This is a genomic window from Dyella solisilvae, from assembly GCF_003351225.1.
Classification (GTDB): Bacteria; Pseudomonadota; Gammaproteobacteria; order Xanthomonadales; family Rhodanobacteraceae; genus Dyella; species Dyella solisilvae.
On the sequence record NZ_QQSY01000001.1, the window covers coordinates 346,479 to 361,217 of the forward strand.

A 14,739-nucleotide genomic window follows, 5' to 3' on the forward strand; every position below is an offset into this window, starting at 1 on the left:
GGCAGCCGACCTCAGGAACCGCTGGTCCGACGCTCTGTCGGATGCAAAACCGCATCCAGCAGCGGCCAGCGCCGCCGGGCCGCCAGCCAGACCTCCTGCGCCTGGCTGTCGAGGTACCGCGCCGGGTCGATCCCGTCCACATGCTGCGCGTACGCGTCGATGTCGTTCGGCAGCATGTCCTGCTCGCCGTGTGCTCCGTTCATCACTTGCCCTCCATCCACACGCCATCAGGCGTATGCACCACATAGCCCGTGGGCGTGCTCATCGTCAGTGTCTGCTCGTTCTCTCCCACCAGGCGCGTCTGCGGGAGGTCGGCGGCGTACTGCGGCAGCGGCTGCGCTCCGGCCTTGAAGGGACTCTTGGCGATCAGGTTGGAAAGCAACTGGGCGAGCGCCAGGTAGCTGGTCGGCGCGTCGATCACCACGGTATGGCCCTGCGCCGACTTGTCCTGCGGCAGGCCGATCAGCTTGATGCCGACGGGCACGCGCACGATGCGTGGTGTCGGTATTTCCCGCAGGCCGGAGACCTGGCCGGCATCGCCGCGCAGTGCGGCGCCGTGCTCGGGCACGAACACCAGCACCGCCTTGCGACCGGATTGCGACACCACGTTGATCAGCCGGTCGACATCGTTCAACAACATGTTCAGGCGGATCGGATAGGACTGCAGGCTGGTCAGGTTGGGGTTGCTGGGCACCTTGTTGCCGTCGTGCAAGGTCACGGTGTTGTAGTACAGGGCCACCGGGCCGCCACCCTTGGCGAGCCGACCTTGGTACCACCGCGCCAGCACGTCGTAGTCGCCGACGATGACCGAGCCATCGAACGCCTTCAGCTCGGGATTCAGGCCTTCATTCGATGGCGGCTGCAGGCCAGGTACGCCGATTTCCTTGTCGACCTCGCCGCGGAAATTGTCGAAGCGCCCGTCGTGGTTCAACAGCAGCTGCACATCGTAGCCAGCCGCCGCCAGGTCGGCGAACAGATGGCAGTCCTGCGGCGCTGGATTGTAGAGATCCTTGTGCGCCTGCTGGCCGCAGGACGCGCGCAGCACGCGGATCGCGGCCGGACCGCTGTAGCTGGCCGCACTGCTGAAGTTCTTGAAGAGGTAGTCGAAGCGGCTGAACAAGGGATTGTTGGTCATGTTGACGACATCCAGGTCATCCCATGACAGCGAACAGATATGGACGACGATGATGTCGAACTGCGCGCTGGCATCCTTGTCCATCGGGAAGAACGCGACATGCCGGGCCTTTTCGGCGTCGCGGAAGGCGGCAAGCTGCTGGTCCCATGTGCCCGTGGTCGCGTTGGCGCCCGCGTTGCCCACGTTGGCGCCGGCCTGGGCATTGGCGCCGTTGCCGGACGGTGAAGCGGCCTTGGCGATCAGCGTGTCGACGCCCTGCCACATCGGCGCAACCAGCAGCGCGAGCAGGACGAACGTGCTCACTCGCACCCAGCGATTGATCACCGCGTAAACCAACAGCGCGATCACCGGGATATACACCATCGCCGGCTTGAACACGCGCCTCGCCAGTTCCAGCAGATAGGCAGGCGAAAACCCGGCGAGGCCCGAGAGTTGCTTCAGCACATAGCCGATCGGCGGCACGTCCGCCTCGTGATACATCAGCGCGGCGCCCGCCGCCAGCGCCAGGCCCAGCCGCAGGTTGCGTTGCCAGCGCTTGTGCAGCGGCACGATCAGCACCAGCGCGAACAGTATGTTGAGCCACCAGACCGGCATCAGCTTGCCGGTAAAGGCCAGGTAGATCTTGACGATGAAGTAGAGATTCCACAGTCCCATGGCTTATCCCATCAGCCCGGCTGGCGCGGTCGGCGGACAAAGATGGCGTCGACCGCATCCAGGCAGGCGTCGAACAGCCTGAGAACACCCTGGTAGCCCATGTCGATCACCTCGAGGAAGCTGCGCAGCGGCGCATCGGGCACATATTCCTGGTCCCAACGTATCCACGCGTCGGCACGGCCGAAAGTGCACTGGATCAGCTGCCGCTCCTTTTCATACGACCAGTCCTCGAATTTCAGGCCGAGGTGGGCGCCGCTGCAGCGCGCCACCACAGCGCGGAAGTAATAGTCCATCGAGCCGCGCGACAGGCTCACGCCGATCGCCTGCCCGCGCTCGAGCTTGAACTCGACCGGAAGCACGATGCCCAGGCCGCCGGTCGAGTAGTTCTCGGTATGGCAGGCGACGGTCTTGCCATCTGACAGGATCAGCGTGGCCGGCACCCGCAATGGCACGTGATGCGCCACGCGCACCTGTCGCGATTCCTTGGCCACGCCGACCGCGGCGCCCAGCATGGCCACGTTGAACATGCCCCAGAACATGTTCATCAACACCGTGGTCGGCTCGTCGCGCTGCGTGGTGAAGATGCGCACCACGCCGGCCAGCATGGCCAGGATGTTGATGCCAAGCAGCCACACGTACGGCTTGGACACCGTCCAGTCGAGGTACTCCTCCTCGATCAGGCCGCCCTTGGCCGTCACATTGAACTTGCCCTTCTTCGGATTGATGAAGGCAATGGTGGTCGGCAGCACGGTGTACCAGGCAAGTACGGACTCATAGACCTCCGCCCAGAACGAATGACGATACTGGCCCTGGATGCGCGAGTTCGCCATGCCCGCGATGAACAGGTACGGCATCACATAGGCCATCACCGAAATGCCATCCGCGGCGAACACGTGCAGGCCGAAGAACAGGTAGGCGCACGGCATCAGCAGGAAAATCAGGCGCGGCACGCCATAGAAGAAATGGAGCATCGCGTTGCTGTAACACACGCGCTGGAAAAAGCTCAGGCCCTTGCCCCGCCAGGGATTGTCGACGCGGAAGATCTGCGCCATGCCGCGCGCCCAGCGGATGCGCTGGCCGATGTGCCCCGACAGGCTTTCGGTAGCCAGTCCAGCCGCCTGCACGATGCGCAGGTAGGCAGAGTTGTAGCCGCGGCGATGCAGCTTCAACGAGGTGTGCGCGTCCTCCGTGACCGTCTCCACCGCGATGCCGCCGATTTCCTCCAGCGGCCCGCGCTTGATCACCGCGCAGGAGCCGCAGAAGAAGGTCCCGTTCCAGAAGTCGTTGCCGTCCTGGATCAGTCCGTAGAACAGGCTGCCCTCGTTGGGAATGCGCAGGAAGGTGTCGTAATTGCGCTCGAAGGGATCCGGCGAGAAGAAATGGTGAGGTGTCTGCACGATGGCGCACTTGGGATCGCGCAGGAACTCGCCCATGGTGGTCTGCAGGAAAGACCGGGTCGGGATGTGGTCGCAATCGAAGATGGCGATGTACTCGCCGCTGGTCAGCGTCAGAGCGTGATTGATGTTGCCGGCCTTGGCCGAGCGGTGTTCCTCGCGCGTGATGTAGCCCACCCCCACCTCGACCGCAAAACGATGGAACTCCTCTCGCGTGCCGTCGTCGAGCACATAGACGCGGAGTTTGTCGCGCGGCCAGTCCATGCTCTTGGCCGCCAGCACCGCCGGACTCACCACCGACATCGGCTCGTTGTAGGTGGGGATGAACACGTCCACGGTGGGCCAGCTGGCCACGTCAACAGGCAGCGGCACAGGCCGGCGGTTCAGCGGCCAGGCGGTTTGCGCGTAACCGAAGAACAACACGACCCACGTGTAGATCTCGGCGGAGAACAGGATGTAGCCGAAGATCGCTTCCACCGGCGTGACGAAATGCAGGGTCTGCGTGGTGCGCCACCACATGTAGCGACCGGTCATCAGGATCGACAGCGACACCATAAGCATGGTCGGCCATCGTCCCGGAATGCGCCGCGTGACAATCATCACCGCAGCCACCATCAGGAACAGCTGGAATTGCGCTGACAACGGCAGCGGGGTGGTCCAGAACACCAGCGCCGCCACCAGCGCGGCGAGCAGCACCACGGTCTTCATGTGGGACATGCGATCGAGCTGTGCGGACCACCCGTCAACCCGGTCGCTCACCTTTTGCCAGGGCACCGAGGGCAACCAGGCCTCCAACCTGCGGCTCACCCCGCCGGCCACGCCATGGACGGGCTTGAGCCACGCCGCAAGGCGCCCGTTCAGCAGCGAATGACGCTGCCGTCCACGCCGCTGGCCAATCTTGCGCATGTCAGCGGCCAGGCGCACGCGGCGGCGGCGCGGGCGGAAGAACAGGCGCCGGAACCACACACCCATGCCATCGCGCTCGCCCACCGCCAGTTCGTCACGCATATGGCGCGCCAGCGCGTTGGACCAGTGCAACGCCCAGTCACGCTGACCGGGCCGCGGAGGACGGAACAACAGGCGCACCAGCCACACCCGCCCGCCGGCGTCGGCGCCGACGCCCAGTTCCTGCGCCGCCATGTGCTTGAATTGTGCAAGCGCCTGCGCGGGCTGTGCACGGGTCACGACGCACCTCCGGCCGCCGCCACGGTTCGCCGCGCCTCCGAGGTCGCCCAGGAGGACAACCACGAGGCCAGGCCCTGCATGTCATGCGCCGCCTGCGAATGCGGCGCGCTGACGCAGAAATTCTCGTTGCGGGCGAGCGCCTCGGGGACGCCGGCGTCGGCATGGATGCGATAAGGAGACAGCGTGGCGCCGAGCAGGTTGCGCAGCAGCACGAGAATGTCCGTGTGCAGCTGCAAGGCGGGAGAGACCGCGTTGGCTACGTAGAGCGTCGCCTTGTTCCGCGCCGCCAACTCGGCGCGCAAGCGCGGCAGCGTGGCGCACGCCAGCGGTTGCGGCGGCACCACCACCAGCACGAGGTGGGCGGCGTCGATCGCCTGGGAGGCGTGTATGGATGGCCAGGCGGCGGTATCCACCAGCACCACCCCGTTGGCCGGCAGGTCCACGCGGGACAGCAGGTCGCGCAACCAGAATCGCTGCCCGTGCAGGATGCTGTCGATGGCCGCCGCCTGCGCGGCATCCGGCCCACGGCCATCGTCACCGGCGCCGCCCCAGGGCAACCACAGCACGCCATCCTCACCTTCAAGCGCGGCGTCACCACCATCGCCTTCCGCCGTGACGTAGCTGGCGAGCCCACGGCGCGGAGGATCGCTGGCGCCGCCATACAGGCCCAGCACATTGGCCGGATCACACTCCACCGCAAGCACAGGGTGCTTGCGCACCGCCAGCAGACCGGCCAGCGCCGCCGTGAGCATGGTGCGCCCGGCGCCGCCGACCGAAGAGAGGATGGCGATGGTCTTCATGCGCGCTTGCCCTCGCCTCCGCCACGTCGCTTGCCCAGCAGCACCAGTGGCACGAGTTGCGATGGCAGTTGCACGGTGCGGCGCCGCCACAGCGAGCGCAGTCGCGGCAGCCAGTACTTGACCCGCAGGCGCCACCCCAGCCAGTACAACGGCCCCGCCAGGATCAGCCCCCAGATGAACCAGCCGCCGAAAATCGTCATCGCCATCACCCCCTGGCCTTGAGCGGCAACGAGGCCGGCCGTGGCGGCCGACGCACTGCAGCGACCGCGGCCGCACTGGCTGAGCCAGCGGTCACCCCATCGGACAGGCCAGGCAGCGGCAGGCCATCCAGCTCTTCCGCGGGCGACGTTTCGGCCTTGGCGTCCGCTTGCGGCTCCAGCGGGACGGCGACGTGGGATGGCGCTGTATCGATCAGGCTCGAATAGTCCGGCGGCGGCAGCTCGGTCACCTCGTCTTCCAGCGTCGTAAGCATGGAAAGGATGGTGTCGCGATCGCCGCAACGCAGCTCACCGCGGAACAGCTCCGACAGGGGGCGATCGAATACCTTCACCGCCGCCTTGCCCGCGTAATCCACATGGCAGGCGAAGAAGAACAGGTACACGCTGTCGCCGCTGGCCGTGCAGAGGTCGCCGGCGCGCCTCATGCGGCAGGACCGCACCGCATCAACACCGGCCACGTCCGGTTCCAGCGGCAGCTGCAGCAGCACGTTGGGCAGGCGTATGGGGCGACTGCGCTCCACCGCCTCGCGCACCAGGGCGATGAAGCGCTGCGCCGGCACGTAGCCGGTGGTCGAGTCGCGCATGGCCGCGGCCAGCGCCGCGCGATAGTCCTCGGGCACCGGGCGCGAGAACAGTTGTCCCTGCACGCCATCGACCTGGACCTCCACCTGGGCCAGCGTGGTGTTGCGAGGGATGATCGCGTTGGCACCCAGGCTCAGCATCAGCAGCTCGTAGCGGATGCTCACGTTGTCTTCGCGGATGAGGATCTTCAGCGCCTTGCCGCACTCGCGGCGCAGGAAGTTCACGTGCTTGGCCAGCTTGCCCAGGTTTTCGTTGATGCCGTAATGGAAAATCACCGTGGCGGCCACCGCGTGGCCCGCCGCTTTGACCAGCGCGCTGTTGTCGGGCAGCACTTGCCAATCGCGCGGCACCGAGCGCTCGTTCCGCACGGCGTCACCGGACACCATCACGGTCTTCTCGTCGGGCGCCAGCATGCCTGTACGCTCCTTCGCCTCGTCCAGCACCGCCACCAATCGGTGGTCGGTGGCTGAGAAGCGCAACGGAATCGATTCCGCGGCGGCCAACTTGTTCCGGTTGTCGCGCCAGAACGCGACCTCCCAGCGGAACTCGCCTTGCACCTGCAGCAGTTGCGCCGCGCCGCCGAAGCGGATCTGGAAGTCGGTCAGCGGCAGGAATCCGCCGCCCTGCTCAACCAGTGGCGGCAACATCACCAGCAACACGCTGTGGCGGGTCTGCGCGCACCAGCTCGCCAGGGCCGCCCCCTGCCGGATCAGCGTCTCCCGGTCCTGCCAGGCGAAGCACGCCGCCGCGCCTTCAATGAGGAATTGCGTCGCGGGCGACGCGCACTGGTCGGACAAGGCCTGCAGCGCCTCGATCAACACCTCGCAGCCGTCGCGATTGGGCGGCAGTCGCAGGCAGCAGATGTTCGAGCGCGGATGCACCGCCCCGGGCTCGTCGATGTCCAGGCCATGCTGTTTCAGCGCGAGCGCGACTTCTTCCGGCGTGCGCGTGGAAAGGATCGTCACCGGCGTCGCCAACGCAGTGACCGCGGTCTTCCAGAACAACGCATCGCGCGCTGGCGAGCGGCTCGCGTACACCGCGTAGACCAGCCCCGTGGCCAGCGCCGCCAGCGACGGCGGCAGGCCGTCGATGGACAGCGACTGGTTCAGCCGCAACCGTGCTGGCGCGAAACGGCGCTGCTGTTGTTGGTTGGTCTGCTCAGGCTCGTTCGTCACGGCGGTCGTCCCAGGTGGCTGTGATCCGGTCAGTAGGTGGAATACGGCTGGACCGGATCGGGCGGGTACGGCACCGGCATTCGTTGCCGATCGAAGAAGTAGCGCAGGTAGATCGTGCCAAGGTTGGGGGCGTAATCGTGTGAACGATCGAGCTTGAAGCGCGTGCCCATCACCCAGTGCGGGGCTAGGCGATATTCCAGCGCGCCGGCGACCGTGTAGCTGAATCCGCCGCCGTTGCCATTGCCGAAGATGGGGGCCCCCAGGTCGGCCGCCGCCAGTCGCACCACGGCGGCCTGCTGCAGGTCCGGGCGGGTGGGAAAGTAAGGCGCATCGTCCTCACGCGTCCTGGACTCGCCCACCGAGCCCTCCAGTTCCCACGACCAGCGCCCGTGGCGCCCGGTCCAGTCCAGGGGAATGCTCAGCGACACGTATTTCTGCGGGCTGTAGTAGCCACCGTTGCCGAACGTGTAGAAGTGCTGGTTGTTGTCGTAGTGCCAGTAGTTGAGGACCAGGCCGGTGGTGAATCGCTGGTCGGGCCGCTGGATTGCTGGCCAGTCGAAACCGGTGCGTATCTTGAAATCGTGGTTGTCCTCGGTGTTGCGCCCGGTCTCCAGGCCATAGCCCACCGAAGCGAACACGGTGATGTTCCAGATGTCCTTGGCCCCGCGCACGGAGGCGCCGCTACGCACTACGCCGCCCCAGGTTTCGCCGGATATCGGATCCCGCGCCCCGGCATAGGACACCAGGCTGCTGGTGATCGGCCGGCGCGAAACATCCAGGCTGAGCGAGGAGTCGAAAAAGTCGTGGCGATACTGGAAGCCACCCAGCACGTTGGTGACGGTGAACCCCACCGGAGACGTGCCGATATCCGCACGCCAGCTGTTCGCCGCGCCATTGAAGTCGTAGCCCGCGGCCAACGCCACGCCGCGGTCGGTCTGGTCGATCGATGGCAGGCCGGCGTTGCCGAGCGCGGCGATCTGGCCGAACTCGTAGGACGGGTCGAAATGTTCGGCCGGCAGGGTACCGGCGCTCAGCAACACCGTATCGGCGTGAAAGAAGTAGTGGCCGGTGTAGCCGTCGGGAATGCGCACGTAGATCGGCGCCTCGGTCGCGTACAGGCGCGACATGCCAGCGCTGCCGGACTCGTTGGACTGCACGATGCCTGTGGCCACCTGGCCCTGGCGCCGATCTTCCAGCCCCTGCATGGCGCGCCCGGCGGAGGTGAGGCCATCGTCCGCACTCGGCAACTCGCCTTCGGCTTGTTCCTGCCCGAGCGCGGTGCGGTAGAGCTGCGCGGCGCTATTGAAATCACCCTGCGCCTGCGCGATGCGTCCACTCTGCAGCGTGACATCGGAACGATCGGGGTACTGCGCCCGCAACGGGTCGACCACCGCGACCGCTTCATCGTTGCGCCCGAGGGCGGTCAGTCGTCGCGCGATGGCCAGCCGCGTGTCCACGTCGCTTCCTGGCGTATCGGCCAGCACATCGCGCACGGTTTGCTCCGCAGCCTTGCGTTGGCCCAGGTGAGCCTGCATGCGGGCGATGGTCAGGCGCGCATCGGCATCGCCTGGATGGGTGGCGAGCACCTTGCGCGCCGACTCCTCCGCGCCGCGATAATCGCGCCGCGCCTCACGCAGATCGGCCTGCGCCAGCAGCCAGCGGCGATCGGCCTGTTGCGCAGCGGGAACGGCATCCAGCGTGTGCTCAGCCCCGCGCAGGTCACCCGCGGCGACCTGACGCCCCGCAGTGCGCAGCGAGAGTCGCAGCAGCTGGTCGTCGAAGCGGGCCTGCTGCTCGGTGGTGACGCCGGGACGCGTACGCGCGTCGGCAATCCAGGCGCGCAACTCATCATCGCGGTTGGCCGATGAGAGCAGCTCGCCATAGCGCAGGCGCACATCGATCGCAGGATCCCCGGGGTGCGCATCGAGCCAGTCGCGCACCAGCTTCAGGCCCTTGTCGGGCTCGCCCAGCGCAATCCACTGGCTGGCCACGGTGGCCAGCATCTGCGGGTCATCGCGCACTTCCACGGCAATGCGATCCAGCGCCTCGCTCGCTTCCTGCCGCCTGCCCTGGGCCACCAGCTGCCGCACGTCGCGCAGCTCACGTTGCGCCTTGAGATTGACCGCCAGCTCGCGCATGCCCTGGGAGCGATCGGCGTCGGGCACCTGCGCCAGCACCGCCGTCGCGCCATCGATGTCATCCAGCGAATTCAGATAGAGCGCGGTGGCATAGCGCATATCGGGTGAAGGCGCGGTCCGTATCCCATCCTCCATCACGGACCGCCCCATCTCCGGCAGCGCAAGGTCGCGATACTGCCGAGCCAGCGTGTAGCGCAGCCAGGCGTCCTTCGGCGTCAGCCGCACCGCCTGCTCCAGCTTGAGCACGGCGGCGCCGCGCTTTCCCTCGGAAATCAGCACGTCGGCATCGATGGAAAGCAGCTCTGCCCGCAGCGACGCGGTCGACTCGCCGCCGCCGGCGTAGTGTTGCTCCACCTTGTCGATCAGTGGCTCCATCTCGTCGGTGCGATGGGTGGCGATCATCACCTTGGCCAGCAATCCGAGCGCATCCACGTCGGGCTGCGCGGCATTGACCATCGGGCGCAGCACCGCTTCCGCCTGGCTCCACTTTTCCTGGGCGATCAGCGACGCGGCCAGCACCTTGTTGGCGTCCGGCTGGTTCGGCTGTTGACGCAGCGCGTCGCGCGCCAGCGCCTCGCCCTGTTCGGGATGACCCTGTGCGTTGGCCTCGCGCGCTTTCGCCAAGGCGCCCCAGAACGCGGACGTCTCCATCAGGCCGCGCCACTTCGAGGCATCGTCCGGGTCGAGCTTCAGCGCTTGGGCAAACAACGCGCGCGCCTCGTCGTGGCGACCGGCGCGCATCAGGGTCAGGCCCTGCTCGCCCAGCGCCTGCCCTCGCCGCGCCGTGGGAGACGGTGGCGACGACGCCGCGCCGGCCGAAGCGCCCGGCGGTGGCGCGACATACGTGGCGCCGCCTTTCTTGGCCAACGCCGCAAGCGCCTGCTTGGCGTTGTCGTCGTCGGGCACTTCCTTGAGATAACGCTGGTACCAGACGTAGTACGCCGGGTCATCGCTTCCGGCGCTGTTGAGCGCGCGCCGCCACATGTCGAGTGCACGCGCGTGGTCACCGTCCTGCCGCTGATAAACGCGATAGATGATCTGCAAGCCCTCGATGCGCGTCCCGCCGCGATCGGTGAGCAGGTCGGCCAGTACCAGCGCGAGGTTGAGATCATCGGGATCCTTCGCGATACGCGCGCGCAACTCGGCCAGCGCGCGGTCGCGGCCACCGGTCGAGGCGGCCATGGCGCGGTAATAGTCTCCGGCCAGATCACCGCTCGGCGCGCCGTGTGGAAACAACGCCTGCATCTGATGCCAGGCTTCGTCAGACTTGCCGGCGCGCAACAGCAGGCGCGCCTGGGCCAGAGCGTTCTTGTCGCTGGTCGCCAGGCGATAGGCATCGGCGAGTCGCATCGTCGCCGGATGATGGGGGTAGAGACTCTGCAACTGCCGCAGCACCTTGCCCGCTTCTGCCGGCTTGTTTGAGCGCAGTTCGATCTCGCCCAGCATCGCCAGCGCGTCCGGTTGCGTGGGGTTGCTCAGCAGCGCCTTCTCCACGATGCCGCGCGCCATGTCCGGCCGGTTCTTACCCATCCACACGCGCGCCGAATCCAGCAACATCCTGGTCTGCGGACTGGGTTCGGCCGCCTGCGCCTGCGCGATCACGGGCACGCTAGCCGCGATCAGCAGCACGGCGCCGGGCGCGAAGATGGCGGTCAGTGCGTCGCGGGACACGTGGTGGTCCAGGCGGGAACGACGGCGCCGTCCGCGTTGAAGCGGTACAAGCCGTCGAGGTAACCAAGGCCGAACAGCGCCAGCACGCTGCTGTAGTAGCCCAACGGCTGCTGCTGCGCCAACGTGCGCGTGCGCTGCGTCTGCGCCTGCGCCAGATCGTTGCGGCCCAGCGCGGCCAGGTACGGCGCCACCGCGGCGGAAAAGCCGGCGTTACCCGCGTTGCTTCCCGCGGTGCCGGTCTGCGTGTCCACGCGTTCGGGCGGATAGCCGTGCGCCGCCACGAAGTCAGCCAGCGGCTGGAAAGTCGGCAACACACCCGCGCGATCGGGCGCGTCTTGCGCCAGCGTGCCGGCCCACAGATAGACGCGAATCGCGTTGTACGCGCTCTCCGCCTTTGTCTGCTCATCGGGGAGAAAGCCGTGACCGCGCCGGAACAACACCCAGTCAGGAGAGAACCCGTGCGGGGCGGTCTCAGTCACCAGCCGCTTCGAACTTCCGCGCAACTCCTTCCACTCCGCCTGTGCGGGCAAGGCGGTGGCCATGCGCTGGATCACCTGCAGCGGAACATAGCTGGGATTGAGCCGCCACAGGTCGTCCTGCGGATGGAAGCCGACTGATCCAGGCAGCAGGGTGCGCCCCAAATCGGGCAGCACGGCGGTTTCGTGGTCGAGGATGTTCCGCGCCAGCAAGGTGCCCAGCGCGGTATAGCTGCGCTCGCACCACAGCCTTCCCGCTTCCAGCAGCGAATAGGCAATCCACAGGTCGGCGTCGGACGCCGGGTTGGCATCCAGCACGCCCCAGCCCGGCTCTTTGCCGCCGGCGCCATCCTTGGCCGCCTTGCTGTCGAGCCGCCCCCAGATCCACGCCGGCAGATGCGCAGTCAAGTCGCCCTGGGCGAGGTTGTTCTGCGTCCAGGTCAATACACGATCGAAGGTGGCGCGATCATTGGCGACCAGCGCGAAGAACAACGCATAGGCCTGCCCTTCGGACACGGTGACCTGTTGCGGGGTGCTGGCGTCGATCACGCGCCCGTCGCTGCTGACCATCGCCTGCTTGAACTGCCGCCAGTCGGGCCAGTCACACGTAGCGGCCCGCACCACCGGTCCGCCCATGACCACCGCAGCCACCAGCACGGTCCGAAGCAACGGAATCAGCACGCCTCGCATGCATCACCTTTCCAGCCGGCGCGCAGCGAGACGGCCCAGCGCCCAGAACACCGTGAGCGCCACGAACAGGCCCGCCAGGATGCCAGCCAGCGCCATCAGTGCGGGGTACTTGGAGATGCGCACCCAGACCCACGCGTACCACGGCAAATGGCCCACGTAATACGTGTCGCCCACGGTCAGGCTGGCGACCGTCTTCCCACGCACCACCGTGAGATCGCCCTGCACCTGGGCCACCCTGGCGTCATCGCCCAGCACATCGAGCAGGTCGTCGAGCCGGCTGGACGCATTGGCCGCCAGGGCCACCACGCTCCTGTCCGTGGCGTAGGGTGACTGAAAGCCCACGAAAGCTGCGGTGGGACCATTCACGTCCATGCTGGCGCGCCCCGGCGAACCTTTGGCGAAGCCGCCCCGCGCATTGGATGCCCCGCGCACCGACAGGTCGTTCTCGCTGCGCTGGATCAGCATCGGCAGCGGCTTGCCCCACTTCGCCAACAGCTCGCCCGCCGAGCCGGTACCGATCACCAGCAGGTCACGGCCACGCACGCTGTCCACCGCGCTGGCGGGGACCAACTCGACGCGCAAGGCGGGCAACCCGCTCCAGCGCCCCATCTGCCCCAGCATGGTGAGCAGCGCTTCGTCCTCGTTCGCGTCCGGCGCATCGGGGATCACCACGGCGGTTTCAGCCAGGTCCGCCAGTCGGGTGAACGGAAATCCGCTGTTGGCGAAGAAGGTCAGGTTCGGCATCGTCGTGTAGTGCACGAACTGGCTGAAGTCGATGCTCGAATCGGGATCGATCGCAGCGCGTGCACTGTCGGTGGCGGCCGAAGCGCACAGACCGGTCTTCTGCGAATCCAGGTGGAACTGGAACTGGAACTGATTGGTGCTGCCGATACGCAGCGAGGGCACGCGAATCTCTTCCTCACCGTGCGCCTCCGAGCCCGACAACAACGGCACGTTGAACTGTCGGTCGGCGCCCGTGGTGCTGGCCGGACGCAGGCGCAGCGAGCGCAATAGCTGGTCGTTGACGCCCACATTGAGCACCGAGTCATTGACGGTCGACGGCGCGGTGTAGCGAAAGTGGACATCCAGCGGCACGCTGTGGCGCGCCCAGGCGAACAGGTCGGGCGGCAGGCGCATGTCGACGCGGATAGCCGTCGGATTGAACCCCGACGCCTCCAGTTGCAGTGGATCGGTGACCAGCTCCTTGAACTGCACCGGGCGATTCACTGGCGCCCAGTTCGGCGCGTCATAAGGCCTCCGTGGCGAGCCCAGGTCCACCTTGTTGATGATGGCCCGGTCGCCCGACATGCCGATCTGCCCAAGCACCAGCGCGTCCGCGGCCAACTGCAGTTCCTTGACGTCGCGGCCGGCGATGACCAGCAGCTTGCGTCCCGACTCTGGCGGGCTGGCGGGGTTGGGCATGATCATCACGGTCGGGCCCTTGATCTCCCCGAGTCGAATCCCGGCCGGCTGCGCGTTGGGCAGCGCGAACGCGATGGCATGGGCATCGGCCGGCGGCGTGTTCGTCACTGGAAAACGCGCGCCGCGATACGCGGCAAGAGCGCCGAGCCACGAGGACACCACGCCAGCCGCGCGCAGCATCGGCACATCGGCATGCGCCGGCAGAACGAAGGGCACGGTCACGCGCCGGTTGTCGCGTCGATCGAAGAACGGCGCCGGCAATAGCGCCAGGTTGTTGGGCAACGCGATATCGCTGGTGGTCAGGGTGAGCGTGGTCTCGGGACTGATGTCCGTCCACAGCGACGAGTGGTAGGGGTCCTCGCAATGCTCAAGCGTGTAGTGCGCAATCATCTGCACGGTGATGCGGTTGAAGTCGGTGAACAACCGCGGATCGAGATCGATGACGCGTGTCACCGACTGCCCCGCCGTCGCCTTGTCCATGGGCACCGTGGTGATCACCTCACCATTGAGCAGGACCTTCAAGTGAGAGAGTTCAAACACCAGTGCGGGGGAATAGGTGTAGACGAGCCTGAGTCGTGCGGCGGTCACCACTTCGTCGTTGCGCACGGCCACATTCATGACGCCGTTGGGGTCCTGGCCGCGCAGCTTGATCGGACCGTAGCTCCCCATCTGCTTCAACGTCAGGTCACGACTCTGGCCGGGCACGCCCTCCGCCGGCGCAGCAACCTCACCGGCAGGCAGAGGCTGCGCCACCGTCGCCGCGGCGGCAGGCGCCTGTGCAACGTGCACGCGCGTCGCATCCTCGGCAAACGCCACACCAGCCAGCAGCATCAGCCAGCTACCCAAGAGCAGTAAGCCCAAACACACCTGAGGAGGTCGCCGCATGGAATGTTGCCTTGGGTAAAGAATGGAATGTCGCGGACGTGACGGATCGCGAAGGATCCGCGATCGCGCCCTCATCTCTCGTCCAACGCACCTCGATCGCTGGTCCCCTGATGACGCGGCGCGCGACATGCGCCTCCCACGCGCGCCCACACACATGCAACACGCCGACCGAACATCCAACGATGCAGGTGGTCGATAGCGTGCAAGGAATAGTCGCCGCAGAAAGCCCTCATCGATCCATCCTCAAGGAGCTGTCACACACTGCATGCCATCCGGGCATGGAATCTCTGGCCATGCAGCAGCCGCCCCTGGCC

Annotated in this window: 9 protein-coding genes; all 9 read right to left on the minus strand. The window is 66.7% G+C overall.

The window, feature by feature from the left end; translation table 11 throughout:
* Positions 1-11: 11 nt before the first annotated feature.
* Genes DVT68_RS01515 through bcsB form a run of 9 tightly spaced genes read right to left on the minus strand, consistent with a single transcriptional unit; the run spans position 12 to position 14,371 of the window.
* Positions 12-203, minus strand: coding sequence for a BcsR/BcsP family cellulose biosynthesis protein (locus DVT68_RS01515; RefSeq protein ID WP_114823300.1), 192 nt, complete (start codon positions 201-203; stop codon positions 12-14).
* On the minus strand, positions 203-1,789 hold the full coding sequence (bcsG, locus tag DVT68_RS01520) for a cellulose biosynthesis protein BcsG (RefSeq protein WP_114823301.1): 1,587 nt from the start codon (positions 1,787-1,789) through the stop codon (positions 203-205). Before bcsG ends, DVT68_RS01515 begins: the two co-directional genes overlap by 1 nt.
* A gap of 11 nt (positions 1,790-1,800) precedes the next feature.
* The gene (bcsA, locus tag DVT68_RS01525) at positions 1,801-4,368 is read right to left on the minus strand and encodes a UDP-forming cellulose synthase catalytic subunit (RefSeq protein WP_233523312.1); all 2,568 of its coding nucleotides are present in this window, start codon (positions 4,366-4,368) and stop codon (positions 1,801-1,803) included.
* On the minus strand, positions 4,365-5,168 hold the full coding sequence (bcsQ, locus tag DVT68_RS01530; RefSeq protein ID WP_114823302.1) for a cellulose biosynthesis protein BcsQ: 804 nt from the start codon (positions 5,166-5,168) through the stop codon (positions 4,365-4,367). The genes bcsA and bcsQ overlap by 4 nt, the downstream gene beginning before the upstream one ends.
* Positions 5,165-5,374: a hypothetical protein gene (locus DVT68_RS01535; protein WP_233523313.1), complete on the minus strand. Its 210-nt coding sequence runs from the start codon at positions 5,372-5,374 to the stop codon at positions 5,165-5,167. The genes bcsQ and DVT68_RS01535 overlap by 4 nt, the downstream gene beginning before the upstream one ends.
* Complete coding sequence (bcsE, locus tag DVT68_RS01540) at positions 5,374-7,143, minus strand: cellulose biosynthesis protein BcsE (protein ID WP_114823303.1); 1,770 nt, start codon at positions 7,141-7,143, stop codon at positions 5,374-5,376. The genes DVT68_RS01535 and bcsE overlap by 1 nt, the downstream gene beginning before the upstream one ends.
* A 29-nt stretch (positions 7,144-7,172) precedes the next feature.
* Positions 7,173-10,952 carry a cellulose biosynthesis protein BcsC gene (locus DVT68_RS01545; protein WP_114823304.1) on the minus strand — a complete coding sequence of 1,260 codons (3,780 nt, stop codon included), beginning with the start codon at positions 10,950-10,952 and terminating at the stop codon, positions 7,173-7,175.
* Entirely contained in the window at positions 10,934-12,118 is a 1,185-nt protein-coding gene (gene bcsZ / locus DVT68_RS01550; protein WP_114823305.1) for a cellulose synthase complex periplasmic endoglucanase BcsZ, read from the minus strand. The genes DVT68_RS01545 and bcsZ overlap by 19 nt, the downstream gene beginning before the upstream one ends.
* A 3-nt stretch (positions 12,119-12,121) precedes the next feature.
* Complete coding sequence (bcsB, locus tag DVT68_RS01555) at positions 12,122-14,371, minus strand: cellulose biosynthesis cyclic di-GMP-binding regulatory protein BcsB (protein ID WP_114823306.1); 2,250 nt, start codon at positions 14,369-14,371, stop codon at positions 12,122-12,124.
* Positions 14,372-14,739 lie beyond the last annotated feature (368 nt).

Excerpts from the sequence above, each read along its gene's own strand:
- DVT68_RS01515 (WP_114823300.1), bottom strand. The coding sequence starts at position 203 with ATGAACGGAGCACACGGCGAGCAGGACATGCTGCCGAACGACATCGAC.
- bcsG (WP_114823301.1), bottom strand. The coding sequence starts at position 1,789 with ATGGGACTGTGGAATCTCTACTTCATCGTCAAGATCTACCTGGCCTTT.
- bcsQ (WP_114823302.1), bottom strand. The coding sequence starts at position 5,168 with ATGAAGACCATCGCCATCCTCTCTTCGGTCGGCGGCGCCGGGCGCACC.
- DVT68_RS01535 (WP_233523313.1), bottom strand. The coding sequence starts at position 5,374 with ATGGCGATGACGATTTTCGGCGGCTGGTTCATCTGGGGGCTGATCCTG.
- bcsZ (WP_114823305.1), bottom strand. The coding sequence starts at position 12,118 with ATGCGAGGCGTGCTGATTCCGTTGCTTCGGACCGTGCTGGTGGCTGCG.
- bcsB (WP_114823306.1), bottom strand. The coding sequence starts at position 14,371 with ATGCTGCTGGCTGGTGTGGCGTTTGCCGAGGATGCGACGCGCGTGCAC.